The organism is Halomicroarcula saliterrae (genome assembly GCF_031624395.1).
Lineage (GTDB): Archaea > Halobacteriota > Halobacteria > Halobacteriales > Haloarculaceae > Haloarcula > Haloarcula saliterrae.
The window spans coordinates 1-23,011 of the sequence record NZ_JAMQON010000002.1 but is presented as its reverse complement, the minus strand read 5'-3'; the positions used below and the strand labels follow the sequence as shown (position 1 = coordinate 23,011).

Genomic DNA, 23,011 nt, shown 5'->3' with positions numbered 1-23,011 from the left:
GCCCGGCCGCCCCGCGTCAGTCTGGCAGTGCCGCGGTCAGCGCCGCCCGGTGGAAGGCCACGGACGCGGCCCGGTCCCGTTCGGGATAGCCGGGATTGGTCACGGCACCGCGGGAGTCGACGGCGCTGGCTGCGATGGCCGCGACCCGGTGGTGGGGACCGACCGCTGGGGTGGGTCTGACGGCGCCGTAGCCGTCGCGAACGGCCCGGCGCAGCGGCGCCGGGTCGTCGACGTACCAGTCGGCGACGAGGTACTCGACCTTGGCCAGGGCCAGGGCCGGCGGAGCGGCCATCGGGCGCTCCCAGTCGACGACGGCCGAGACGGCGCCCGAATCGACGAGCGCGTTGCCCGGCCGGAGGTCCCACGGGAACAGGGTCGGGGTCGCGGTGTCGGCCGGCGCGGCGTCGAGGCAGTCGCCCAGTCGCCCCCGGTGGGAGTCGAACTCGGCGGGGAGTCGGTCGACCGCGCGTCGGCCGTACCCGACGAGCCAGCGCCTGCAGTCCGTCCCCGAAGCGGCGAGGCGGTCGCCGTTGGACGGGGCTGTCTCCGCGGACAGCTCACCGCAGCCGTCGAACGCGAACGCGGCGTGGAGCTCACCGAGATAGCGGCCGAACTGCGCCGCGACGGCGCGCTGGGTCGCCGGCGCACTGGCGGCGAAAGTCTCGTGGAGGTCCTCGCCGGGCCAGTGTTCGCTCACCAGATAGGCGGTTCCCTCGCGGGTTCCGGTGGCCGTAATCGCCGGCGCCGGGACCGAGGTCCGCGCCCGGACTGCCTCGACGAGCGCCGCTTCGGTTTCGACCGCTTCGATATCCGTCGACAGCTGGACGACCAGCGGCCCGTGCCCGTCGAAGCGGACCACCGCGGTCTCCCGGCGCCCGCCCGTGGTCACGGGTTCGACCGCGCGTATCGCCCGTCGCGGATAGCACGACTCGGCGACCGCGGCGACGAGCGAGCGGTTCATTCCAGCAACGGGGGGAGGTCGGCGAGCGATTCGAGCACGTGTTCGGGGCGGTAGGGGGCCGGGCCGTCGCCGTCGTCGAGGTAGGCGGCCGTCAGTCCGGCGTTGTGCGCGCCCGCCACGTCGTAGCCGAGCGAATCGCCCACGTACAGCGCCCGGTCGGGCGCCACGTCGAGCGCGGAGAGCGTCGCCTCGAACGGCGCGGCGTGTGGTTTCCGTCGCGCCATGTCGCCGGCGTAGACGACGGTGTCGACCCGCGAGTCGAGGTCGACCGCGCCGACCTTGTCCGCCTGTCGGGCCTCGGGGCCGTTGGTGAGCACGGCCGTCGCTCCCGCCGCTCGGGCGGCCGACAGCGCTCGCTCGGCCCCCGAGTGTAGCGTTACCTGCGTGTTGTCGATGCCCTCGACGAACGCCTCGGCGAGCGCGAGCGGGTCGACGTCGCGCCGGCCGTGCTGGGCGGCGAGCCGGGCGAAGCCGGCGCCGAGATAGCCCACCTGGTCGGCGGGGTCCGGCGGGCCGTCGAGGACGGCCCACAGCTCCGGCGGCTCGGCGAATCGCTCCACGCCGACCCGCTCGAAGGCCCGTTCGTACACGGTCGCGATGTCCTGAGTGGGCCCCACGAGGGTCCCGTCGAGGTCGAAGAGCACGGCGTCGAACGTCACGATACTGACCCGTCGCGGTCGATACTGAAAAGTGACGCGCCGAACCGCCGACGCAGTCCCCCCGTCACTTCTCGAACGAGAACGTCTCGGGCTCGTTCGACCGAACGACCTCCCCGCTGGGGTGCAACGCCACCGCGACCGACCCCGCGTCGTGGGCCCGGGCGAACCGTCGAATCGGTGCGCCGTCGGAGTAGTCGTCGGGCGCGTCGACGTTGACGCGGTCGGTCATCCCGTCGGTCTGGAGACAGAGCCATCCCGCCAGGGCGAGCGCGACCTTCGGGTCGCTGTCGGTCCGCTCGGGTGCGACGGCCTCGCGGAGCCGTTCGTGCATCCCGGAGGGGACGACGTAGGCGGTCCCCTCGGGCGCGACGGCGACCTGCTTCGCGCGGAACTCCCCCTCGACCGGCGGGAAGGGAATCATCAGTCCAGACTGATGTTGACGGTCTTGGTCTGGGTGTAGTGGTCGACGGCCTCCTGGGCGGTCTCGCGGCCGATGCCGGACTTCTTGTAGCCGCCGAAGGGCTGGCCCGCCGGGAAGTCGTTGTACGTGTTGACCCAGATGTTACCGGCTTCGATGTCTTTCGCACACTGGTGGGCCGTCGTGAGGTCCTCGGTGAGCACGCCCGCGGCGAGCCCGTAGTCCACGTCGTTCGCGAGTTCGATCATCTCGTCGTAGTCGCTCCACTCGAACACTTCCTGGACGGGGCCGAATATCTCCTCCTGGACCGCGTCGCTGTCGTGGTCGATGTCGTCGATGAGCGTCGGCGCGACGAAACAGCCGTCCGAGAGCGCCTCGTCGTCGGGCTGGCTCCCGCCGGTGACGAAGGCGGCGCCCTCCGACTCGGCCTGCTCGATGTACTCCATCGTCCGCTCGACCTGCTCGGCGGTGACCTTCGGCCCGAGGTCCGTCGAGTCAAGCAGCGGGTCGTCGACGGTCAGCTCGTCGGCCGCCGCCGCGAGTTCGTCGAGGAACTCGTCTTTGACGTCCTCGTGGACGAACAGCCGCGAGCCGGCACAGCAGCACTCGCCGGTGTTGAAGAAGATGGCCGTAATCGTCGTCTGGACGGCCTGTTCGAGGTCCGCATCGGGGAAGACGACGAGCGGGCTCTTGCCGCCCAGTTCCAGCGTGATGTCGGTGATGTTGTCGGCGGCGCTTTTCATCACCTCGCTGCCGATTTCCGTCGAGCCGGTGAAGGCGAGCTTCCGGATGTCCTCGTGGTTCGAGAGGGGTTCACCGGCCTCCGGACCAAAGCCCGTGACGACGTTGACCACGCCGTCCGGGACGACGTCGTCGGCCTCCTCCATGAGCTTCAGTATCGTCAGCGGCGTCTCCTCTGCGGGTTTGAGGACGACGCAGTTCCCGGCCGAAAGCGCGGGGCTGAGCTTCCAGGCGGCCATCAACAGCGGGAAGTTCCACGGGATTATCTGGCCGACGACGCCGTAGGGCTCCTGCAGTGTCTGGACGTGTCGGCTGTCGTCCGTGTCGACGGTCCGGCCCGAGTGCGAGCGGGCGATGCCGGCGAAGTAGCGGAAGTGGTCGACGACCAGCTCCATATCGATGCGGGCCTCGGTTATCGGTTTCCCGTTGTCCAGCGATTCGAGCCGGGCGAACGCCTCTTTGTTCGCCTCGACGGCGTCGGCCATCGCTTCGAGCATCGCCTGCCGGTCGGCGGTCGAGAAGTCGCTGTAGGTGTCCTCGTAGGCGTCCCAGGCGGCCGCGACGGCGCGGTCGACGTCTTCGGCCTGACCGGCCGCGACCTCCGCGAGCGTCTCGCCCGTGGTGGGGTCGGTGGTCTCGAAGGATTCGCCCGAGATGCTCTGGACCCACTCCCCGCCGATGTACAGCTGCCGGTGGTCGGGTAGTACCTCGTCCGCGGCCTGTTCGTGGCGCTGCTCGATAGCGGACTTTCGCTCCGCGGGACTCTGGGATGTGTCATCGACTGACATAGCAGTAAATGATTATCGTCAAACATATATAAAAACTATGTGTCGTTTACATGACGAGGCGAGATTCGGAGCCTCGAAGGAACCGATCTCTCGAATTGCGAGCTCAGAGGCCGGTAGCGGGAGGTAAAAGACGAATCCGTTCGTCCGGAGGTCGGCGCTCCTTAGTATCTCCGAACATATATAATTATTGTAAATCAACTATTATGCGGCAGGAATCAGTACTAGCGACTGTCATGCAAGCCGTACTACTGGAGGCGTTTCAGGAGCCGCTGAGCGTACAGGAAGTCGACCGGCCCGAGGTGGACCCCGACGGGGCCGTCGCCGAGGTCGTCGGCTGCGGTATCTGTCGGTCGGACTGGCACTGCTGGCAGGGCGACTGGGACTGGTTCGGCTACCGGCCCGACCCACCCCACATCCTCGGCCACGAACCGACCGGGCGCATCGTCGAAGTCGGCGAGAACGTCGAGGCACTGGACGAGGGACAGGAGGTCGCCATCCCGTTCAACTTCGCCTGTGGCTCCTGTGAACTCTGTCGGAACGGCCGCGAGAACATCTGTGAGAACCACGTCGGACTCGGGTTCATGAACGAGGCCCCCGGCGCGTTCGCCGAGGAGGTCCACATCCCCAACGCCGACCTCAACGCCGTCCCGCTGCCCGGGGACATCGACGCGGAGGCGGCCGCGGGCTGTGGCTGTCGGTTCATGACCTCCTTCCACGCGATGGCCCACCGAGGGCCCGTCAGCGCCGGCGACGACGTGGTCATCCACGGCTGTGGCGGCATCGGGCTCTCGGCGGTCCACATCGCCGACGCCCTGGGAGGCAACGTCATCGGCGTCGACCTGACCGACGAGAAACTGGAGAAAGCCGAGGAGCTGGGCGCCGTCGAGACCGTCAACGCCTCGGAGACCGACGACCCGGCGGCCGAGGTCCGGGCTATCACCGACGGCGGCGCGGACGTGTCGGCCGACGCGCTGGGCATCGCCACCACCTGCCAGAACGCGGTGAACTCCCTGCGGAAGGGCGGGACCCACGTCCAGATCGGCCTGACGACGAGCGAGGAGGCGGGCCACGTCTCGCTCCCGACCGACGAGTTCGTCGCCAAGGAGATAGAGTTCAAGGGGTCGCTGGGCCTGCAGCCCTCGCGGTACTCCGAGATGCTCGACATGATAGAGACGAGCAAGCTCGACCCGACGGCGCTGGTCGACGACACTGTCGACATCCATCAGGTGCCCGACGAACTCGCCGCGATGAGCGAGTACAACACGCTCGGTATCCCGGTCTGTACGGAGTTCAGTAACTAGTTCGGCGCCGGCGGGACCGCTCTGCTGGTCCCCGCCCCGTATCGGCCGGCGTGGTGACAGTCGAGGAGAGATAGGTTTTTGCGGCCGCTACCGTACACTACTGACAGATGAACGGGGCCCACTGTCTCACCATCGCCGGTGGCAAGGGTGGCTGTGGCAAGACCACGACGGCCGTCAACACCGCGTACGCGCTCGATGACGCCGGATTCGACGTCGTGGTCGTCGACACCGACCTGGCCATGCCGAACCTGCACACCGTGCTGGGCACGAGCCACGAACCGACCATACACGACGTGCTGGCCGACGCGGCGCCGCTCGAAACCGCTATCGATACGAGCGACGACGTCGCCGCGGTGTACGGTGACCCCTCGCTCGACCGCTACACGGACGCCGACCCCGCCGAGCTCAAGACGGTGTGTAACCGGCTCAAGACCGCATTCGACGTGGTCGTACTGGACACCGGCGCCGGCGTCACCCACGCGACGATGGTCCCCTGCGGGCTGGCCGACGACGTCGTCCTCGTGACCACTGCCAAGGAACACGGCGTGGCCGACACCAGCCGGACGAAGGAGATGGCCGAACACGTCGACAGCCACATCCCCGGCGTCGTCGTCACCCGCGCGGACGACGAGACCGGGCAGGAGATAGCCGAACGCCTCGAAACGCCGCTGCTCGCGGCCGTCCCCGACGAACCCGACGTGTTCGGGACCGAGCCGGTCGTCCGGCACGCCCCGGAGTCCGGCGGCGCCGGTGCGTACGGTCGGGTCGCGTCGGCGCTCGTCGACGGTATCGACGAGTCCACAGACGACTGAACCGCCGCCGTCACTCGACGACGAGAGCGCCCTTCATTCCGAGTCCCTCGTGGGGAAGGCAGTAGTAGGTCACCACACCGGCGTCCTCGAACGTCTGCTCGAAGGTGAACCCCGCCTCGCTCGTTTGCTCGGACTCGAAACTGGCGCCCTCCTCGGCGACGACGTTGTGCTGGCTCCCCTCACCGGTCCACTCCCACGTCACTGTCGTCCCGGTCGATATCTTGACTGCCGCCGGCGCGAACGCGAAGGCACCCCCGTTACCGTCGACGCCTACTTCCACGGTCACCGCGTCAGTGTCTGTCTCGTCTGTCAGCGTGCCGTCGAAGTTCTCGGTGTCGGAGAGATACGTCGAGACGGCCTCCGGGACGGCGCTATCGGTCCCGGCGGCCGGACTGTCGTCGCTACTCTCGCCGCCCGAACAGCCCGCGACTGCCCCTGTGATTGTCACTGCGCCGATTGCTCGAACGAACGACCGCCTGTCGGGGGTTGGATGCATTGTACAGGCGGGAGTTCGACGTTTGCATATAAACGCCTGTCCGGGATTCCCGGACACCGGGAACACACTCGACCGGATTTACCGGACCACTCGCAATCTCTACCTGTACAATGGCGAATCCAATCGGTGCACCTGGACGGGGTATCTCGCGGCGGGAACTGCTGGCAGCGACCGGCTCCGCCGGGCTGCTCGCGAGCGTGACGGGCTGTCAGGGGCTATCGGGGGCCGAGGCACCCGCGTCGACGCCGACCCAGCAGTCTACCCAGGGTTCGGAGCTGCCGACCACGTCGCCTCCGGAAGTCGTCAACGTCGACGAACAGGGCGGGTCGGTGACGCTGTCGTCGACGCCCGCTCGCCATCTCGCCCATCCGGGGGAGTCGATGGGCGGCCCCGTCGAGCTACCGCAGGTGTGGGCGTTCAAAGCCGACGACAGGGAGCCCAGCGTTCCCGGGCCGATCCTTCGGACCACCGAAGGCAACGACATGGAGGTGACCTTCGACAACACCGACGGCATCCGCCCGCACACCGTGCACTTCCACGCGGTCCGAAAGCAGTGGGAAGACGACGGCGTCCCGACGACGACGGGCATTCAGATCAACCCCGGCGAGTCCCACACGTACACGATTCCGGCGAACGTCCCCGGCACGCATCTGTACCACTGTCACTACCAGACCCATCGACACATCGACATGGGCATGTACGGAATCTTCCGGGTCGACCCGGAGGGGTACGAACCGGCCGACAAGGAGTACTTCCTGACGCTCAAGGAGTGGGATTCCCGCCTCAACCGGCAGATGGCCGGGATGGACGCGTCGTACGACGTCCGGAACCGCCGACCGGACACGTTCACCATCAACGGGAAGTCAGCGCCCCGGACGCTCCACCCCGAGGACGGCTCGCCGCTTATCGTAGACCGGGGCGACACCGTCAGAGTCCACCTCTGTAACAACGGCTACATGGACCACCCGATGCACATCCACAACCACCGGTTCCGGGTCGTCGCCAAGGACGGCGGGACCGTTCCGGAGGTGGCGCGACACGACCAGGACGTGACCAGCGTCCCACCGGCGGGTCGCCACACGATCGAGTTCGAGGCCGACGCCGACCCGGGTATCTACCTGGCTCACTGCCACAAAGTCAGCCACGCGATGAACGGGAACACCTACCCGGGCGGTATGGTCACCGGCGTCGTCTACCGGGAGGCGATGGACAGCGACGTGTTCAGTGAACTGATGGACTACGCCGGCTACGACGGCTGACACTGCCGGCCGTACGCTCGTACATATCTTCGACACATCCGGGTGGCGAACGCTCTCGAAACGTCACAGCCGGTAGTAGCGGCCCCGACGCTCCCCGGGGAGCGTTCCGAGCGCAGTTCGGCCACAAACCCTTTTCAGTACCCCTCTCGAACCCTCCACCGATGTCTCTCGAAGATCATGTCGAGGAACTCGCCTCCGACCTCGACGTTGACAAAGAGGAGGTCAGACGCGACCTGGAGAACCTGGTGAACTACTCGGTGCCGATGGACGAGGCCAAACAGAGCCTGCGCCGGAAGTACGGCGACGGCAGCGCCGGCGGCGGCTCCGGTCCGTCGAGCAAGGCCATCGGCGAGGTCACCACCGACGACTCGAACGTGACGGTCACCGCAGTGGTGCTCACGTCGGGCCGTCGGTCGATCCAGTACAACGGCGAACAGCACGTCATCCGCGAGGGGCAACTCGCGGACGAGACGGGGACCATCTCCTACACCGCGTGGGACGGCTTCGACGGCGGGCTCGAACCGGGACAGACCGTGCAGTTCGGTAACGCCGGCGTCCGCGAGTGGGACGGCAACCCCGAACTCAACCTCGGGGAGAGCACCGACGCGACCGTCGTCGACGAGACGCTCGACATCGACGCTCCGGTCGGCGGCGAGGCCGACCTCCGGGAGCTCGAACCCGGGGACCGCGGCATCACCGTCGAGGTACAGGTGCTCGAATGCGAGACCAAGACGATAGACGGCCGCGACGGCGAGACCGAGATTCTCAGCGGCGTGGTGGGCGACGACACCGGTCGGCTCCCCTTCACGGACTGGGAGCCCCACGCCGAAATCGAAGCCGGCGCGTCGGTCCGTATCGAGGAGACGTTCGTCCGAGAGTTCCGCGGCGCCCCGTCGGTGAACATCTCGGAGTTCTCGACGGTCACCGAACTCCCGGAACCCGTCAGCGTGGCCGAGGACGCCCCGCGGATGTCGGTCGGCGAGGCCGTCGAGAGCGGCGGCCAGTTCGACGTGGAGCTCGTGGGCAACGTCATCCAGATACGCGACGGCTCCGGGCTCATCGAGCGCTGTCCCGACTGCTCCCGTGTGGTGCAGAACGGCCAGTGTCGCTCCCACGGCGCGGTCGAGGGCGAAGACGACCTGCGGACGAAGGCCATCCTCGACGACGGCACCGCGACCGTCACGGTCATCCTCGACGACGAACTGACCGAACAGGTGTACGGCGGTGACTTAGACGACGCCCGCGAACACGCCCGCGACGCGATGGACAAGACGGTCGTCGCGGACCGCATCGCCGACAGAGTAGTCGGCCGGGAGTACGCGGTCCGTGGCTCGCTGTCGGTCGACGAGTACGGCGCGAACCTCAACGCCAGCGAGTTCGACGAGTCGACGGCCGACCCGGCCGAGCGTGCGAAGGCCCTCCTCTCGGAGGTGGACGCATGAGCGAATCCGAGGACAGCGGTCCCGGACGCCGCGAGGTCGCCCACCGCCTGTTCGCCGCTGAGTTCGACGACGCCGAGTTCTCCTACTCCGAGTCCGACGAGGAGCGCGCCCCGAACTACGTCGTGACGCCGACCGGCGCGCGGGTCAACCGCCTGTTCGTCGTCGGCGTTCTCACGGAACTGGAGCAGGTCAACGAGGAGGTGCTGCGAGCGCGCATCGTCGACCCGACCGGCCCGTTCGTGGTGTACGCCGGACAGTACCAGCCCGAAGCGCTGGCCTTCCTCGAAGCGGCGACGCCGCCGCTGTTCGTCGCCGTCACCGGCAAGGCCCGGACCTTCGAGCCCGACGACGGCGACCGCGTGTTCACCTCCATCAGGCCCGAATCCATCAGCGAGGTCGACGCCGAGACACGCGACCGCTGGGTGGTCCAGGCCGCCCAGCAGACCATCGACCGCGTCGGTCGGATGGCGAGCGCCAGCCGGTCCGGGCTCTCCGGTGACGCGCTCCGGACCGCGCTGGTCGAGGCCGGCGTCGCGGAGAGCGACGCGGCCGGCGTCGCGCTGGCGCTCGACTACTACGGGACGACCGGCGACTACCTGGCGGCCGTTCGCGAACTCGCGCTCAACGCCACGCGCGTCGTCGCGGGCGAGCGAGACGAGGCCGGCTCGCTGTCCCGGTCGCCCGACGACGGTACGGACGACCCGCTTCCGGGGCTCGCGACGATGGCCCTCGACGCGCCCGACGAGACACCGTCGGCCGACGCCGGCGATAGCGGGACGGTCGAGGGCGACGACGCTCACGGGGCCGAAGCCGGCGAGAGCGAATCGACCGAGCAAAGCGGCGAGGCGGACCCGAGCACGGAGACGGGGGTCGGCGAAGCGACACCGGCCGACGAGCCAGCGACGGCGGGGTCGGCCACCGACACCACGGACGAGACAGACCGCTCCGAGACGACTGCAGCCGACGAAGAACCCTCGAAGGAAACAGGAACCGAAACCGCGAGCGACGCCCCCGAGAGCGGAACGTCAGCCGACGACTCGGCGGCGTCGACCGGCGCCGCTACCGAGCCGGACGAACGCCAGTCCGCCGGAGAGCCGGACGAACTCCAGTCGGCCGGAGAACCGGACGAACGCCAGTCGGCCGAAACTGCCGGCGAGGGCAGCTCGGGAACACTGGGCGATTTCGACGGCGGAGCCACGGGCGATGTCGAGGACGCGGCCGGGGACGAAGACGACGTGGGCGATTTCGACACCGAGTTCGAGCTGGACGAGGACGAGCGCGAGGAGATAGAGCAGGAGTACGGCACCGACTTCCAGAGCGGGACGGAGGTCGACGACGCCGGCGAGGCCGACATCGAGACGCCCGACGCCGACGAGCTGGCGGCCGCCGACAGCGAGGACTCGGCGAGCGAGGCCCCGGCTTCCGAGTCGGCCACCGAGGGGAGCGCGTCGGCCGACGCGGAGAGCGAACCCGCGGCGGACGTCGACCTCGAAGACGCCGTGATGGCGGTCATGACCGAGCTCAACGACGGCGACGGCGCGGACCGCGAGGCCGTCCGTTCGACCGTCGCCGACGAGTACGGCGCGGACCCCGACGCCGTCGAGGACGCGATTCAGGACGCGCTGATGGGCGGGCGCTGCTACGAGCCCGACGACGGGAAGCTGACGCCCATCTGAGCCGCGACCCGCGTCCCTTTTTGCCCGCGGTCGCCAACGGCACAGCGATGCGTGTCGAACCGATCCCGAGCGTCCCGGCGGCCACCGTCGAGACCGACGGCCAGCGGCTAGTCGCGGTCGCCGACTACCACGCCGGCATCGAGGCCGGCCTCCGGTACGACGGGGTCGAGCTCCGGTCGGCGGCGACAGGGCGACGGGAGCGATTGCTATCGGTTCTCGACCGCGCCCGGGCCGACCGACTGGTCGTCGTCGGCGACCTCGGCCACGCCATCGGCTCGCCGTTCGAGGCCGAACGCGAGGAACTCGACGCGCTCCTCGGGGCCGTCGATGTCCCGGTTACCCTCGTGAAAGGGAATCACGACGGCGACCTGGAACCGGTGTTCGAGGAGCTCGGGGCCGACGTGAGGGTGACGCCGGGCCACGGCGTCAGTATCGGGGACGTGGGGTTCGTCCACGGCCACACCTGGCCCGCCCCGCACGTCCTCGAATCGGCCGTGGTCTGTATGGGCCACGAGCACCCGGTGGTCCGGCTGGAAGACGAGGTCGGCGGCACCCGGAACGAGCGCGTCTGGCTTCGGGGGTCGCTGGCTGCCGACGGCCTCACCGAGCAGTACGACCGCCCGCTGGACGTCGACGGCGAACTCGTGGTCTTCCCCGCGTTCAACGACCGGTCGGGCGGGACGTGGGTCAACGTCGAGGGCCAGACGTTCCTCTCGCCGTCCCTCCCGGCGGGGATGGCCGACGCCGAGGCGTTCCTGCTCGACGGGACGCGGCTGGGACGCTACGAATCGGTGTGAGAACCGGCGCGAGGTGCGTTACTCGGCGAGGCCGTCTTCGAGACGCTGGATTAGCGATTCGTTCCCGAGGAACGTCGGGGTCCGGCCGTGGACTTCGTCCGGCTCGACGTCGAGCAGCGACTGGGCCCCGTCCGAGGAGGCGCCGCCGGCGGCCTCGACGAGATACGCGAGCGGGCCGGCCTCGAAGTGGACACGGAGTTTCCCGTCGGGGTACTTGTTGGTCGCGGGATAGCCAAAGAGCCCGCCGTATTCGAGGACCTGCGCGAGGTCCGCGACGGTCGCGCCGCCGTAGCGCGGTTTCAGCTCCCGGGAGAACTGCTGGGCGACCTCGTTCAGCGCGTCGCTTCGCTCGCCCCACTTCCCGGCCATCCCGAGCACCGTCGGGTCCTCGGGCTGGGTGAACGTCCCCCACCGCTCGCTGTGGCCGTCCCGGAGGAGGTACTCCTGGACCACGTCGCGGTCCTCTCGGGCCACGGTCAGCGTGGTGTAGGGGCCGTACAGCACCATCATCGACCCGACGAGGGTACGGCCGCTCGCGGGCAGGTCGCTGTCGTAGACGCCGACGATGGTCCCGACGCTGTTGTTCGAGGCGAGGTTCGAGGAGCCATCGAGCGGGTCGATAGCGATGGTGTACCCCTCGCCGGTGTCGACGACCGTCTCCCGTTCCTCGCTCGCGTAGCCGCCGACGCCCTCGATGCCGGACAGCGCATCGAAGTAGAGGTCGTCCGCCCACACGTCGCCGCCGACCTGCTCCTCGCCGCTCGGGTTCTCGCCTGCGGACCGGTGTGCGTAGTTCGCGAGGTTGCCGCTGACGTAGTGTGACGTGTCCTTGACCGCGCGTTCGATCTCGTCGAGGGTGTTCATTGGGCTCCCCCCGCTCCGTCCGGTTGCTCGTACATGATAGTTCTACATCGTGTCGGGGGGACCATAAGCCTACACGTGCGGTTTGGGTGTGAGGGCCTCGAAAGGCTGGTCGGCCAGCCACTCACAGAGCTTACAGAGGTTCGACAGCGCGGCCTCGAACAGTTCTTCGCCGACGGCCGCGGAGGCGTCGGTCTGGTCGCCCAGCACGCCGTTGGCCGTGTTGTCGATGGCGTCATCAGACTGCGTCTGATGGCCCGTCGACTGTAAGTCGACGACGTCGTAGAACGTCGTGGCGCCGTATTTGCGAACCGCGTCCTCGTCGAACTCGACGAGGCCGCCGTCGCGGGCGTCCGTGATGCGGTCTTCGTGGACCAATTCCCCCGCCAGATGCTGGATGAGCGAGGTCTCCTTGGGCCCGCCGTGGGGGCCGGGCGTCTCGAAGACGTCCTCGATGCGGTCGGTGATAGACTCGTCCCACATCCACTCGATGGCGTACATCGTTCCGTCGTCCCGCACCCGCCGGCCGACCTCCCGGAGGTGTTCGACGTTCCCGCCGTGGGCGTTGACGAAGATGACGCGGTCGATGCCGTGGTACGCGAGGTTGCGGGTGACGCTCTCGACGTAGTCCCGGAAGGCGGGCCCGTCGGCCCACATGGTCCCGTGGAACTGCCGATGGTGCGGGCTGACGCCGACGTTTATCGTCGGTGTACAGAGATAGCCCGTCTCCTCGGCGGCCGCGCGAGCGAAAGACTCGGCGATGATGTGGTCGGTCCCCTCGGGGAGGTGTGGTCCGTGCTGTTCCGTCGAACCGAGTGGGACGAGCGCGAGCGACTCCGACGCGAAATACGATTCCAGATCCGGCCAGGCTTCGTCGGCGAGATACATAGCGGGTGATACGGAGCCAGCGTCTTGAATCTGTACGACGCTGCGGGACAGACGGTGTCGTTACCGCCGGCTATCGGTCGCCGTCGGCCCGTTCGTCGGGCGGTCGGAGATGTTCTTTCCCCCACGCGGCCATCTCGGTGATGACTGGCTCCAGCGAAGCGCCCCGCTCGGTCAGCGAGTACTCCACCCGGAACGGCTGTTCGCTGACGACCTCGCGGTCGACGAGGTCGTGGTCCTGGAGGTCTTCGAGGCTGTCTGAGAGCACCTTCGAGGAGATGCCGTCGACGTTCGTCTTCAGTTCGTTGAACCCCGAGGGGCCGTGCTCCAGCAGGCGGTGGAGGATGACCGGGTGCCACTTCTTCCCGATGAGCGTCGCCGTCGTCGTTATCGGACACCACTCCTCGCCCGCACACCACATCTCCAGCGCTTCGTTCGTACCGTCGCTCATGGCCGGTCGTTCGCTTCCCTGCCACTAATAGTTACATCTAGTAATGGGCTCACTGATAGTGACCGACGACACTCTCCGCTCGCACTCCTCCGAGGCCGGGTCAGCGGGGAGCTTCTGCTGGTCGATGTCTGGCTGTTGGCGGCGCTGTACGAGCGGTTGGATATCCCGACGTTCGAGTTCACGGACTACGTGGTGGGGCTGGCCCGGCCGTAACCCGGGGGTAACTCAACTGTTAGGTGACAGGCGACCCACGTTCCGGTATGAGCGACCCCTTCGTGGTCATCGGTGGCGACGCCGCCGGCCTCAGCGCCGCGAGCAAGTTCACGAGAGCACAGTCCGACCGCGACGTCGTCGTCTTCGAGCGGGGACGGTGGGTCTCCTACGCCCACTGTGGGACGCCCTACTACGTGAAAGGCGAGGTCGAGCGGCTCACGGACCTGCTCTCGCTGTCGCCCGAAGCGGCGGCCGAGCGCGGCATCGACCTCCGCCGGGAACACGAGGTCGTCGCCGTCGACACCGACGCCGAGACGGTGACGGTCGAACACGACGGCGAGACCTTCGAGCAGCCCTACGGCGACCTGCTGGTCGCGACCGGCGCCCACGCCGTCACCGCTCCTATCGACGGGTTCGACCGCGACATGGCCTTTACCATGCACGGTCTGGACTCGGCGGCGGCCGTCAGGGCCGCGCTCGCCGACCCCGACGAGCCGGCCGTCGACACGGGTATCGACTACGTCGACGCCGACCTCGTCGACCACTACGCCGCGATGGCGCCACCGGAGCGGGTCGCCATCGTCGGCGGCGGCTACGTCGGCGTCGAGATGGCCGAGGCCTTCCGCGCCCACGGGCTGGAGACCCACGTCTTCCAGCGCGGCGGCCACCTCCTCTCGCCGTTCGGTGAGTCCGTCTGTGAGCGCGTGGCCGACCACCTCCGCGACCAGGGCGTCGAACTGCACGTGAACTGCAGCGTCGAGGAGCTGGCCGGCGGCGACAGCGTCGACGCGGTCGTCTACGACGGCGGCCGCGTGCCGGTGGACCTCGCGCTCGTCGGTATCGGCGTCGCGCCGAACACGGGGCTGCTCGAAGACACCCCGGTCGAACTCGGCCCGTCGGACGCCGTCAGCGTCGACGACTACGGCCGGACCACCGTCGACGGCGTCTACGCCGCGGGCGACTGCGCCGAGGACGACCACACCGTCACCGGCGAGCCCGTGTGGGTACCACTGGGGTTGACGGCGAACCGAGCGGGGCGGGCCATCGGCCAGACGGTCGCCGGCGACCCCGAACCCGTCGGCGACGTGGCTGGGACCGCCGTGGTCAAGGCGTTCGAGCTGGAGGCCGGCCGGGTCGGCATCATCGACCACGACGACGTGCGAGACGCCGGCTTCGACCCCGTGACGACGAGCATCACCGCGGGCTCGCGGTCGGGCTACTACCCCGGGAACGAGGAGACGACGGTCAGCCTGACCGCCGACCGCGAGAGCGGGCGCGTGCTCGGGGGCTCCATCGTCGGGCGCGACCGCGCGGCCATCCGCATCGACACGCTGGCGACGGCGCTCTCGTCGGACCTCACCGTCGCCGAACTGGAACGGCTGGACCTCGCCTACGCGCCGCCGTTCAGCCCCGTCTGGGACCCGATTCTCGTCGCGGCCAAGGTGTTGCGCGGCGAGCTGGAGTGAGCGCTACCACGCCGCTTCGAGGACGCCCACGACGTCCTCGCGACCGATATCGAGCGCCGCGGGCGCGTTCGCCAGAAACGAGTCCGAGAGCACTGCCTCGGCCACCTCGGGGAACTCCTCGCGCGTGGGGCCGTCCACGTCACGCAGTCTGGTCGGCAGGTCTAGCGCCGCGGCGATGTCGGCGACCCGCTCGACGGCGGCCGCCGCGGGGTCTCCGGTCCCCGCGACGCCCAGCGCCTCGGCCAGCAGCTCCTGTCGGCCGTCGACGGCGTCGAAGAGGTAGTCGAGCACGTGGGGCGCGACGACGGCGTGGGCGGCGCCCTGCTGGACGTCGTAGCGCCGGGTGAGACCGTGCCCGAAGGCGTGAATCAGCGACAGCGTCGTCCCGTCGGGCCGGGAGATGCCGTACTGGACGAGGAGGACGCCCTGGGTGAGCCGCTGATAGGTCCGCTCGTCCGGGCTGCCGTCACCGAAGGCCAACAGTCCCTCGGACAGCAGGCCCAGCCCCCGCATCGCGGTCGCGTCGGTGATGGGCGTCCGGTTCCGGGCGTACAGCGTCTCGACGCCCTTGTCGAACCCGTTCATCGCCGACCCCGCGAGCACCCGCCGGGGCGTGGTCGCCACCAGCACGGGGTCGTAACAGGCAGCGGCGGGCATCAGCTCGGAGTCGCCGACGGCCCCGCTCGCGGCCGTCTCGACCGGGCAGGTCGCCGGGTCGGCGGTGACGCCGGCCACCTGCGAGAGGTCGGCGCCCGCCAGCGTCGTCGGGACCGTGACGACCGGCGGGAGTCCCGACTCGGGCACCGACAGCGTCCCGCGCTCGACGAGTTCGGCGCCGACGTCGGCCGGCTCGCGGTCCGTCGCCACCAGCACCGACAGCACCGTCGCCACGTCGAGGCTGCTGCCGCCGCCGACGGCGACGATGGCGTCGGCGCCGGCCTCTAGATACCGCGACAGGGCGTCGTAGGCAGTTCCGAGGCGTTTCCGTGGCGTCGTCCCGCTGAACACGCCGGCGAGGCGGTCGTCGAGGCCCGCGCGCACGGGGTCCATCACCGCCGGGGTCTCGCCGACCGTCGAGCCGGTGACGACGAACGCGCGCTCACAGCCGAGCGCGGTCAGCTCGCTGGCCAGCTGGGAGACGCAGTTCGGGCCGTAGCGGACCGTGGCGGGGTCGTACTCGAAGCGGAACGGGGCGGCGAGGTCGTCGGTCATCTCGCTACCCCTCCGGGACCGGCGGGCCATCGAACGGCGGGAGCTGGCGTTCGATGGCCCCGCGCTCGCCTTCGAGCTCCTTCGGGAGCACCAGCGACTCGCCGAGTCCGTCGAGCGGTTCGTCGGCGGTAACGCCCGGCTCCATCGTCGAGAGCTCGACGAGCACGCCGCCGGGTTCGCGGGCGTACAGCGCGTGGAAGTACTTTCGGTCGATGATGACGCTCGAACGCAGTCCCCAGTCGAGGTACGCCTCGCGGTAGGCCTCCAGCGCGTCGAAGTCCTCGACGCGGAAGGCGACGTGGTGGACAGTACCGACGCCCGTGCGCCCCCGCCCGCGGTCGGTCTCGACGACGTCGACGACGGACGCGAACTCGCCGGTCGCGCTCCGGTAGCGGTGGCGCTCGCCCGCGCTCGCCTCGTGCTCGAACCCCAGCAACTCGGTCAGGAGCTCGGCGGTCGGCTCGACCGACTCGACGGCGAGTGTCACGCTGTGAAGCCCCCGGAGCTGGTGGCGCTCGGGGACCGGGCTGTCTGCCCACGGCACGGCGTCGGTCGGTCCGTCGCTCGCGACGAGCTCGAGCCCGATACCGTCCGGGTCCTCGAACTGTAACACCTCCTCCGCCGGCGGCTCGTCGCCGCTCGCCCGTTCGGGGGCTTCGCCAAACCGCTCGAAGCGCTTGACTGCCACGTCGTGGTCCGCCAGCCGACTGCTCCAGTAGTCGACCGAGTCCGCGGGAATCCCGTAGGCCACGCACTGGGTCTGGCCCGCGCCGAACTGTCCGGCCCGGCCCCTGTCGCGCCAGGGAAAGAACGTGATGTTCGTCCCGGGCGTCCCCTCGCCGTCGCCGAAGTAGAAGTGGTAGGTCTCGGGGTCGTCGTGGTTGACCGTCCGCTTGACTAACCGCAGTCCGAGCACACCAACGTAGAAATCGGCGTTGCGTTGCGGGTCGCCTGCGATGGCGGTGACGTGGTGGAGACCGGGCGTTTCTGGAGGCATACGTCCCCGTAGGTGACCGGCACTTGAGTGGCTTTCTGCGCCCCTACGTGTCAAAGCCCGAGAGGGCAGCCGTCGGGGCCTGCAGGTCCGCGAGGAGGGTCCGCAGCCGTTCGACACTCGCCTTCTCGGTCCGGTCGGGGTTCGCTCGGACCCGCACGCGCTCGGTGCCGAGCGAGACGAACGCCAGGTCGAGCGTCTCGGCTGTCGCCCGCAGGCCGAGTCCGGCGTCGGCCGCGCCCGCCGCGACCTTCCGGGCGGGGCTCTCGTTTGCCTGTGCCGTCAGGTCGTAGCCGTCGATGGCTCCGGTCAGGTCGGCAAACGCCGCGTCGCGCTCGTCGGCGAGACGCTCCAGCGCCGCGTCGAAACTCCGGCGCAGGCCCGAACCGCCGTCGCGGTTGATAAAGCGGTGATCGCCGTCGACCAGCGCCGCGAGCTCGTCTACCTCGCTGTCCGGCGCGAGGACGAGCCCCCACTCGCGGCGCCAGTCGCCCAGCTCGACGCCCGGCTCGTCCGGACGCTCCGGCCCGGCGAGGACAGCCACGTCAGGGACGCCCTCGCGGAGCCGTCGGTCGGCGTCGTCGGTCCCCGTCGGCAGGTAGCGCGGCCGGTCGATGCGGTCCAGTAGCCGGCTCAGCAGGGGGTCGTCTTCGCCCATGCCGAGCAGCGTCGGCACGCGAACGTCGGGCGAGAACAGCGTCACCTCGACGGCGTCACCGGCGGCGAGCACGTCGGTTTCGGGCTCGACGGCGACGGTACCGTCGGCGTCGACCAGGCTCGTCGTCGCGCCGCTGCCCTTGTCGACGGGGTAGACCAGCGTCCGCCCGTCGCTCCCCTCGACGAGACCCACGGGCATGTAGCGCAGTCGCCCCTCGGCGTAGCGCTCGTCGACCGCCATCTCGCCCGCGACCGTCGCGGTCCGTGGCTCCGGGATGCCCGCCGCGTCGCGGACGACCGGTGCGACGAATGTCCGGAAGATAGTCAGCGCCGAGACCGGGTAGCCCGGCAGGCCCACGTAGGCCGACTCACCGACGGTCCCGACCAGCATCGGCTTGCCCGGCTTGACCGCGACGCCGTGGAGCCTGAGGTCGCCCCGCTCCTCGATGACCCGGTAGACGACGTCGACGGCGCTGGCGCTCGTCGACCCGGAGGACATGACGAGGTCACACTCGTCGGCGGCCTCGTGGAGCAGCCCTTCCAGCGCATCGAAGTCGTCGCCGGCGTGGGGGTAGAGCACGGGTTCGCCGCCCGCGTCCGACACGCCCGCGGCCAGCGTGTAGCTGTTCACGTCGTAAATCTGGCCGGCGCCGCTGTCGAGTTCCTCGCCCGGCCGGACGAGCTCGTCGCCGGTCGAGACGATGCCCACGCGCGGGCGAGACCTGACGGGTACCTCGTCGACGCCCAGCGCGGAGAGCAGTCCGATTTCACGCGGCGTGAGCCGGGTACCGGGACCGAGCGCTCGCGCTCCGGCGGCGATGTCCGCGCCAGCGAGCATGACGTGTTCGCCCGGCGTGACGGCGGTTCGTATCTCGACGCCGCCGTCGGTCTCGGTGGTCCGCTCGACCATCACGACGGCGTCAGCGCCCTCGGGCATGACCGCGCCGGTCGATATCTCGGCGGCGGTGCCCGACTCGACGGTCACAGACGGTCTCTCGCCGGCGTGGACCGCGCCCACCAGGTCGAGCGTCTCGGGAGCGGCCTCGTCGGCGCCGAAGGTGTCGCGGGCCCGAACGGCGTAGCCGTCCATGCTCGCGCGGTCGAAGCCGGGCACGTCGAGCGCGGCGTCGACCCGTTCGGCCAGCACGCGGTCCCGCGCGTCGGCGAGCGCGACCGTCTCCGTCCCGGGGTCGATATCGAGCCCCTCGACGACCGACCGTGCTTCCTCCGGGGTCGCCAGGTCGCGGAACTCCCGTCGCTCGCTCATCGGGACCCCTCCCACAGTTCGACGGCGACGGTCTCGCCCTCGGCGTACCCCTCCCGCTCCTCGGGGACGACGACCCACCCGTCCGCCAGCGCGACGCTCGAGAGAACGCCTGCACCCTTGGTGCGGGTCGGCGTGGCCGTTCGCTCCCCGTCGTCCCCGCTGAGCGCCACCCGGGCGAAGGTCCGGACGCCGGGCTCGCTGGGGAGTTTCCGGGCCAGTCGCGCCTCGGTCGTCCGGTGGGGCTCGCGTGGCAGATGACCGGCCTCAACGAGCGCCGGCCGGAGGAACTGGACGGCGTTGACGATGCAGGCGACGGGGTAGCCCGGGAGCAACAGGACCGGCGTGTCCGCGACGGCGCCCAGCGCGACGGGGTGGCCCGGCTTGAGGGCGACGCCGTGGACGAACACCTCGCCCATGTCGTCGACCACCTCGGGCACGAGGTCGCGCTCGCCGACGGAAGAGCCGCCGGTCGTCACCACGACGTCGTGGTCCAGATCGCGCCGGATGGCCGCCCGCAGCGCGTCGGCATCGTCGGTGACGATATCGCGATAACTCGCCACACCGCCCCACCGCTCGACGTACTGCGTGACGGTCTGGCCGTTCGTCTCGATGATTTCGCCGGGGTCGGGGTCCGACTGGACGAGCTCCTCTCCGGTCGGAATCACGCTCACGCGCGGGCGTTCGTACACGTCGACGTGCTCCAGCCCGACGGCTTTGAGCAGCCCGAGGTCCGACGGTCTGAGTCGGTGTCCCGCCTCGAACAGTCGCTGCCCGGCCTCGACGTCCTCCCCGACCGGTGCGACGTTGCCCCCTTCGGGCACTGCCTCGAACACCGAGAGCTCCTCGCCCGTTCTATCAGTCGACTCGACCATCACGACCGCGTCGGCGCCGTCGGGAAGTTCGCTCCCCGTGTGGACGCGTGTCGCCGTTCCGGGCCCGACACTGTCGGTGAGCCGCAGCGAGGCCGGCGACCGCTCGCTCGCGCCGAAGGTGTCGGCCGCCCGGACGGCGTAGCCGTCCATCGCCGCCCGCTCGTAGTGGGGGACCGCGCGCTCGGCGTCGATGGCTGTCGCCACTACCCGCCCGTCGGCTGCCCGAACCCCCGCTCGTTCGGTCCGCGTGACCGGTGACACCGCTCCCAGCAGTCGCTCTCTGGCCGCCGCCGTCCGGGTGAACTGTTTGAACCCGGGACGGTCGTCGTCGTTCATGCCTCTCGGATGGGGTCGCGCGGATAAAAAGCCCGGTAGCTGTAACAGTGTTCGCCACCAACGTCGGGTATGACCCTTCGCTGTCGGCGCTGTGGCGAACCGCTGGCGACCGGCCTCGTCGCGACCGAGCGGCGCCACTGCTGTCTCAACGACACACCCATCGCGGGCGCCTGTCCGAACCACGGGCCTGTCGGGCCACACGACGCCGTCGAAAACTGCGGCGTCGGGTCCCACGACGCCGTCGAAGAGTAGCGAGGCCGCGACTGCCTCGAAACCGACGAACGGGGAACGATAGAGACCCGTGAGGAGTACCGGCTAGAGACCTATCCCAGCGCGAGCCACCACCACGCCGCTGTGCTCGCGCCCGCGTGGACGACCATCGCAGCCACCGCCGGGAACGGGGAGCGCTGGCGTGTGAGGACGATGCCGCCCCACAGGAGCGGTGGCAGCGCGAGCGTCTGTGTGGTGACGACGGTGACTGGGAGCACCCGCCCCGCGAGCCCGACTGTCACGAGGACGGCCACGGCGGCAAGCGTCCAGTAGGCTCCGCGGAGTCGTCGCGGCGACCACCGAACGGCGAGTGTCCGTTTGCCGACGGCGGCGTCGGCCTCGCGGTCCGGCCAGTGGGTCGCCAGCAGATTACAGCCCACCAGCACGGTAAACGGAAGCACGGCCAACACTGTCGCCGGCGAGACGCGACCCACGACGGCCACGCCGTACAGCGGGAGCAACGTCCCGCCCAGGACGGCGTTGGTGAGTTCGCCGACGCCGCGCCGTACGAGCGCGACCGGCGGGAGCGAGTAAGCCAGTCCTAGCCCCGCGATACCGGTCAGCAGCGCCAGCGCCGTCGTGGACACGAGCCCGGCCAGCCAGCCGACCACGCCACCGCTGACCCCGGCAGCGAGCGCTGCTCCGCTCGCGCGCGCGAGAAGTCCTCGCGAAACGCCGGTTCGCTCCAGCGCACCGCTCCCGCCGGAGAACGGCGTTCGCTCCGTCATTCGGTCCGTCTCGACGTCGGCGAACTCGTTCGCGTAGTGGACGCTGAGGGCGACCGGCACCAGTACGGCGCCGCCGACAGCGACGTGCGTCCACGGTACAGCAGCGGGTGTCAGCGCCCGTGCCATCCCGATTCCGAGCGCGTAGACGAGGCCGATGAGCGCGATCTGGCTCGGGCGCGCTGCCGACCACAGCGTCCACAGTCGAGGCAGCCTATCGGTGACACTCATCGGCAGTGTTCGATTATCGCCGTACAGGTGGGTTTCCCGTCCATTCTACTCCGTATTAGCGTGAGCGTACTGTGGCTACGCAGCTATATATTGGTAACAAGTGGCAAGATAATACTATAACCCCTCGTCTTCTAGGCGGTACTATCCATGAAGAAACAAGAGTTGATTCATCTTCACAGCCTTCTCGCGCAGGTACAGCACCACTACGAAGCCGACACCGGGACAGCCGTCGAACACGACGAGTACGCTGAGCTCGGCGTGAAACCCACATCGATTCACAAGTCCAAGACAGACCACAAAGCAGCCGTGTTCGCGCTCGCGGACGGTCTCACCGACGATATGGTCGCAGAGAGCGACGAACCGCTCACGCTCGCCGCCGACTGAGGTCTTTCTCCCGTCGAATCGTCCGTTACCCGACACACCATCAGTCTGCTGTCTCGTATTACCGCCGTGTGGTACGCGCTATCGTAACCCTCAAATCACTTATACCCCGAGAGACCCTATCTGGCCTGTGAGCGAAGATACAGGGCGGCGGAATCTCCGCATGCCTACAAACGACGAACTGTTCGCGGTCGTAACTGAACACCTCGGCGGGAACCACGTCCGGATTCGCTGTGAAGACGGCGAGACGCGACTGGGTCGCATCCCCGGCCGGATGAAGTTCCGGACCTGGATTAACGAGGAAGACATCGTGCTCGCCGAACCGTGGGACTGGCAGGACGAGAAGGCAAACATCGAGTGGCGCTACGAGGGGCAGGACGCGGACCAGCTCCGAGCCGAGGGCCACATCGACTCCCTGACCGCCTGAATTACCGTTTCTGCGACCGAGTGTTGACTCCGAAGCTGCCTTCCGAGACGCCAGTGGCGTCGCCGACGTTGCGCGCTCGCGCCCGACACTCCGGAGAAATATAGTCACTCAATACTCCCCGGTGTTCGTCCCTGGCGAACCGTCCGGATGCAGTTAATATATAATTTCTTACTACTATTCACGATACACCGCCGCTATCTTGCGGTTCAGTGTGTGACGGGCTCACGTCACGTGTGCGCCATGTGGGGCCGACACAGGGCGACTCTGAGACGAGTCATTTATATATTCCCCTCCCATCGGATATGATGCGAAGGTCGCCCCGGGCAGCGTGCTCGGGTCGACGGCCTGCTGACGCCCTCTGGGTGTCGGCGGGTGTTCGCTTAGAGCGCACGGCCGTCTTCCGACGGCTTCCG

The 23,011-nt window shown here is 69.0% G+C and carries 23 protein-coding genes; 10 read left to right on the top strand and 13 right to left on the bottom strand.

All coding sequences use genetic code 11. The features are described from left to right. Positions 1 to 16 precede the first annotated feature (16 nt). The 4 genes from NDI56_RS08080 to NDI56_RS08065 form a co-directional block, all read right to left on the bottom strand. Complete coding sequence (locus NDI56_RS08080; protein WP_310918951.1) at positions 17 to 961, bottom strand: phosphotransferase family protein; 945 nt, start codon at positions 959 to 961, stop codon at positions 17 to 19. Then, on the bottom strand, positions 958 to 1,623 hold the full coding sequence (locus tag NDI56_RS08075; protein ID WP_417935992.1) for an HAD family hydrolase: 666 nt from the start codon (positions 1,621 to 1,623) through the stop codon (positions 958 to 960). Before NDI56_RS08075 ends, NDI56_RS08080 begins: the two co-directional genes overlap by 4 nt. A gap of 61 nt (positions 1,624 to 1,684) precedes the next feature. After that, the gene (locus NDI56_RS08070) at positions 1,685 to 2,044 is read right to left on the bottom strand and encodes a hypothetical protein (RefSeq protein ID WP_417935991.1); all 360 of its coding nucleotides are present in this window, start codon (positions 2,042 to 2,044) and stop codon (positions 1,685 to 1,687) included. Then, entirely contained in the window at positions 2,041 to 3,567 is a 1,527-nt protein-coding gene (locus NDI56_RS08065; protein WP_310918948.1) for an aldehyde dehydrogenase family protein, read from the bottom strand. The genes NDI56_RS08070 and NDI56_RS08065 overlap by 4 nt, the downstream gene beginning before the upstream one ends. Before the next feature lie 233 nt (positions 3,568 to 3,800). Here NDI56_RS08065 and NDI56_RS08060 point away from each other — a divergent pair, with 233 nt between their 5' ends. Then, positions 3,801 to 4,868 carry a zinc-dependent alcohol dehydrogenase family protein gene (locus tag NDI56_RS08060; RefSeq protein WP_310918947.1) on the top strand — a complete coding sequence of 356 codons (1,068 nt, stop codon included), beginning with the start codon at positions 3,801 to 3,803 and terminating at the stop codon, positions 4,866 to 4,868. Positions 4,869 to 4,975: 107 nt separating this feature from the next. Then, positions 4,976 to 5,680 carry a MinD/ParA family ATP-binding protein gene (locus NDI56_RS08055; protein WP_310918946.1) on the top strand — a complete coding sequence of 235 codons (705 nt, stop codon included), beginning with the start codon at positions 4,976 to 4,978 and terminating at the stop codon, positions 5,678 to 5,680. A 10-nt stretch (positions 5,681 to 5,690) separates the two neighbouring features. Here NDI56_RS08055 and NDI56_RS08050 read toward each other — a convergent pair whose 3' ends face one another. After that, the gene (locus tag NDI56_RS08050) at positions 5,691 to 6,176 is read right to left on the bottom strand and encodes a halocyanin domain-containing protein (RefSeq protein WP_310918945.1); all 486 of its coding nucleotides are present in this window, start codon (positions 6,174 to 6,176) and stop codon (positions 5,691 to 5,693) included. Between the two features lie 110 nt (positions 6,177 to 6,286). Here NDI56_RS08050 and NDI56_RS08045 point away from each other — a divergent pair, with 110 nt between their 5' ends. The 4 genes from NDI56_RS08045 to NDI56_RS08030 all read left to right on the top strand — a co-directional run bounded on the left by NDI56_RS08045 (position 6,287) and on the right by NDI56_RS08030 (position 11,350). Further along, positions 6,287 to 7,435 carry a multicopper oxidase domain-containing protein gene (locus NDI56_RS08045; protein WP_310918944.1) on the top strand — a complete coding sequence of 383 codons (1,149 nt, stop codon included), beginning with the start codon at positions 6,287 to 6,289 and terminating at the stop codon, positions 7,433 to 7,435. A 161-nt stretch (positions 7,436 to 7,596) separates the two neighbouring features. Beyond that, positions 7,597 to 8,877: a Single-stranded DNA binding protein gene (locus NDI56_RS08040; protein ID WP_310918943.1), complete on the top strand. Its 1,281-nt coding sequence runs from the start codon at positions 7,597 to 7,599 to the stop codon at positions 8,875 to 8,877. Then, complete coding sequence (locus NDI56_RS08035) at positions 8,874 to 10,553, top strand: hypothetical protein (RefSeq protein WP_310918942.1); 1,680 nt, start codon at positions 8,874 to 8,876, stop codon at positions 10,551 to 10,553. Before NDI56_RS08040 ends, NDI56_RS08035 begins: the two co-directional genes overlap by 4 nt. A 47-nt stretch (positions 10,554 to 10,600) precedes the next feature. After that, positions 10,601 to 11,350 (top strand): metallophosphoesterase, encoded by a 750-nt coding sequence (locus tag NDI56_RS08030; protein ID WP_310918941.1) that lies wholly within the window; start codon positions 10,601 to 10,603, stop codon positions 11,348 to 11,350. 18 nt (positions 11,351 to 11,368) lie between these two features. Here NDI56_RS08030 and NDI56_RS08025 read toward each other — a convergent pair whose 3' ends face one another. From NDI56_RS08025 to NDI56_RS08015, 3 genes are all read right to left on the bottom strand, one after another. Further along, complete coding sequence (locus NDI56_RS08025; RefSeq protein WP_310918940.1) at positions 11,369 to 12,214, bottom strand: class 1 fructose-bisphosphatase; 846 nt, start codon at positions 12,212 to 12,214, stop codon at positions 11,369 to 11,371. A 69-nt stretch (positions 12,215 to 12,283) separates the two neighbouring features. Continuing rightward, complete coding sequence (locus NDI56_RS08020) at positions 12,284 to 13,099, bottom strand: creatininase family protein (protein WP_310918939.1); 816 nt, start codon at positions 13,097 to 13,099, stop codon at positions 12,284 to 12,286. A gap of 70 nt (positions 13,100 to 13,169) precedes the next feature. After that, positions 13,170 to 13,547 carry a winged helix-turn-helix transcriptional regulator gene (locus NDI56_RS08015; protein ID WP_310918938.1) on the bottom strand — a complete coding sequence of 126 codons (378 nt, stop codon included), beginning with the start codon at positions 13,545 to 13,547 and terminating at the stop codon, positions 13,170 to 13,172. A 260-nt stretch (positions 13,548 to 13,807) separates the two neighbouring features. Here NDI56_RS08015 and NDI56_RS08010 point away from each other — a divergent pair, with 260 nt between their 5' ends. Further along, complete coding sequence (locus NDI56_RS08010; protein ID WP_310918937.1) at positions 13,808 to 15,226, top strand: FAD-dependent oxidoreductase; 1,419 nt, start codon at positions 13,808 to 13,810, stop codon at positions 15,224 to 15,226. Positions 15,227 to 15,229: 3 nt separating this feature from the next. Here the strand turns inward: NDI56_RS08010 and NDI56_RS08005 are convergent, their stop codons facing one another. Genes NDI56_RS08005 through NDI56_RS07990 form a run of 4 tightly spaced genes read right to left on the bottom strand, consistent with a single transcriptional unit; the run spans position 15,230 to position 20,564 of the window. After that, positions 15,230 to 16,438 (bottom strand): iron-containing alcohol dehydrogenase family protein, encoded by a 1,209-nt coding sequence (locus tag NDI56_RS08005; protein ID WP_310918936.1) that lies wholly within the window; start codon positions 16,436 to 16,438, stop codon positions 15,230 to 15,232. A 4-nt stretch (positions 16,439 to 16,442) separates the two neighbouring features. Next, on the bottom strand, positions 16,443 to 17,435 hold the full coding sequence (locus NDI56_RS08000) for a VOC family protein (RefSeq protein WP_310918935.1): 993 nt from the start codon (positions 17,433 to 17,435) through the stop codon (positions 16,443 to 16,445). Between the two features lie 43 nt (positions 17,436 to 17,478). Then, positions 17,479 to 19,356, bottom strand: coding sequence for a molybdopterin biosynthesis protein (locus tag NDI56_RS07995; RefSeq protein WP_310918934.1), 1,878 nt, complete (start codon positions 19,354 to 19,356; stop codon positions 17,479 to 17,481). Beyond that, positions 19,353 to 20,564 carry a molybdopterin molybdotransferase MoeA gene (locus tag NDI56_RS07990; protein ID WP_310918933.1) on the bottom strand — a complete coding sequence of 404 codons (1,212 nt, stop codon included), beginning with the start codon at positions 20,562 to 20,564 and terminating at the stop codon, positions 19,353 to 19,355. The genes NDI56_RS07995 and NDI56_RS07990 overlap by 4 nt, the downstream gene beginning before the upstream one ends. A 69-nt stretch (positions 20,565 to 20,633) precedes the next feature. Here NDI56_RS07990 and NDI56_RS07985 point away from each other — a divergent pair, with 69 nt between their 5' ends. Then, positions 20,634 to 20,816, top strand: coding sequence for a hypothetical protein (locus tag NDI56_RS07985; protein ID WP_310918932.1), 183 nt, complete (start codon positions 20,634 to 20,636; stop codon positions 20,814 to 20,816). A gap of 71 nt (positions 20,817 to 20,887) precedes the next feature. Here the strand turns inward: NDI56_RS07985 and NDI56_RS07980 are convergent, their stop codons facing one another. Beyond that, positions 20,888 to 21,790, bottom strand: a complete 903-nt coding sequence (locus NDI56_RS07980; protein ID WP_310918931.1) for a prenyltransferase — start codon at positions 21,788 to 21,790, stop codon at positions 20,888 to 20,890. 147 nt (positions 21,791 to 21,937) lie between these two features. On the opposite strand from NDI56_RS07980, the gene NDI56_RS07975 reads away from it, so the two are divergent. Next, positions 21,938 to 22,174, top strand: a complete 237-nt coding sequence (locus tag NDI56_RS07975; RefSeq protein ID WP_310918930.1) for a UPF0058 family protein — start codon at positions 21,938 to 21,940, stop codon at positions 22,172 to 22,174. 127 nt (positions 22,175 to 22,301) lie between these two features. Further along, entirely contained in the window at positions 22,302 to 22,598 is a 297-nt protein-coding gene (locus NDI56_RS07970; protein WP_310918929.1) for a translation initiation factor eIF-1A, read from the top strand. The last annotated feature ends 413 nt before the right edge of the window (positions 22,599 to 23,011 follow it).

What these genes read in the sequence shown, in the direction of transcription:
- NDI56_RS08040 (WP_310918943.1), top strand. Translation starts at nt 7,597, where the DNA reads ATGTCTCTCGAAGATCATGTCGAGGAACTCGCCTCCGACCTCGACGTT.
- NDI56_RS08020 (WP_310918939.1), bottom strand. Translation starts at nt 13,099, where the DNA reads ATGTATCTCGCCGACGAAGCCTGGCCGGATCTGGAATCGTATTTCGCG.
- NDI56_RS08000 (WP_310918935.1), bottom strand. Translation starts at nt 17,435, where the DNA reads ATGCCTCCAGAAACGCCCGGTCTCCACCACGTCACCGCCATCGCAGGC.
- NDI56_RS08015 (WP_310918938.1), bottom strand. Translation starts at nt 13,547, where the DNA reads ATGAGCGACGGTACGAACGAAGCGCTGGAGATGTGGTGTGCGGGCGAG.
- NDI56_RS08005 (WP_310918936.1), bottom strand. Translation starts at nt 16,438, where the DNA reads ATGACCGACGACCTCGCCGCCCCGTTCCGCTTCGAGTACGACCCCGCC.
- NDI56_RS07980 (WP_310918931.1), bottom strand. Translation starts at nt 21,790, where the DNA reads ATGAGTGTCACCGATAGGCTGCCTCGACTGTGGACGCTGTGGTCGGCA.
- NDI56_RS08025 (WP_310918940.1), bottom strand. Translation starts at nt 12,214, where the DNA reads ATGAACACCCTCGACGAGATCGAACGCGCGGTCAAGGACACGTCACAC.
- NDI56_RS08065 (WP_310918948.1), bottom strand. Translation starts at nt 3,567, where the DNA reads ATGTCAGTCGATGACACATCCCAGAGTCCCGCGGAGCGAAAGTCCGCT.
- NDI56_RS08010 (WP_310918937.1), top strand. Translation starts at nt 13,808, where the DNA reads ATGAGCGACCCCTTCGTGGTCATCGGTGGCGACGCCGCCGGCCTCAGC.
- NDI56_RS08060 (WP_310918947.1), top strand. Translation starts at nt 3,801, where the DNA reads ATGCAAGCCGTACTACTGGAGGCGTTTCAGGAGCCGCTGAGCGTACAG.
- NDI56_RS07985 (WP_310918932.1), top strand. Translation starts at nt 20,634, where the DNA reads ATGACCCTTCGCTGTCGGCGCTGTGGCGAACCGCTGGCGACCGGCCTC.
- NDI56_RS07995 (WP_310918934.1), bottom strand. Translation starts at nt 19,356, where the DNA reads ATGAGCGAGCGACGGGAGTTCCGCGACCTGGCGACCCCGGAGGAAGCA.
- NDI56_RS08050 (WP_310918945.1), bottom strand. Translation starts at nt 6,176, where the DNA reads ATGCATCCAACCCCCGACAGGCGGTCGTTCGTTCGAGCAATCGGCGCA.
- NDI56_RS08045 (WP_310918944.1), top strand. Translation starts at nt 6,287, where the DNA reads ATGGCGAATCCAATCGGTGCACCTGGACGGGGTATCTCGCGGCGGGAA.
- NDI56_RS07990 (WP_310918933.1), bottom strand. Translation starts at nt 20,564, where the DNA reads ATGAACGACGACGACCGTCCCGGGTTCAAACAGTTCACCCGGACGGCG.
- NDI56_RS08055 (WP_310918946.1), top strand. Translation starts at nt 4,976, where the DNA reads ATGAACGGGGCCCACTGTCTCACCATCGCCGGTGGCAAGGGTGGCTGT.
- NDI56_RS07975 (WP_310918930.1), top strand. Translation starts at nt 21,938, where the DNA reads ATGAAGAAACAAGAGTTGATTCATCTTCACAGCCTTCTCGCGCAGGTA.
- NDI56_RS08080 (WP_310918951.1), bottom strand. Translation starts at nt 961, where the DNA reads ATGAACCGCTCGCTCGTCGCCGCGGTCGCCGAGTCGTGCTATCCGCGA.
- NDI56_RS08030 (WP_310918941.1), top strand. Translation starts at nt 10,601, where the DNA reads ATGCGTGTCGAACCGATCCCGAGCGTCCCGGCGGCCACCGTCGAGACC.
- NDI56_RS08035 (WP_310918942.1), top strand. Translation starts at nt 8,874, where the DNA reads ATGAGCGAATCCGAGGACAGCGGTCCCGGACGCCGCGAGGTCGCCCAC.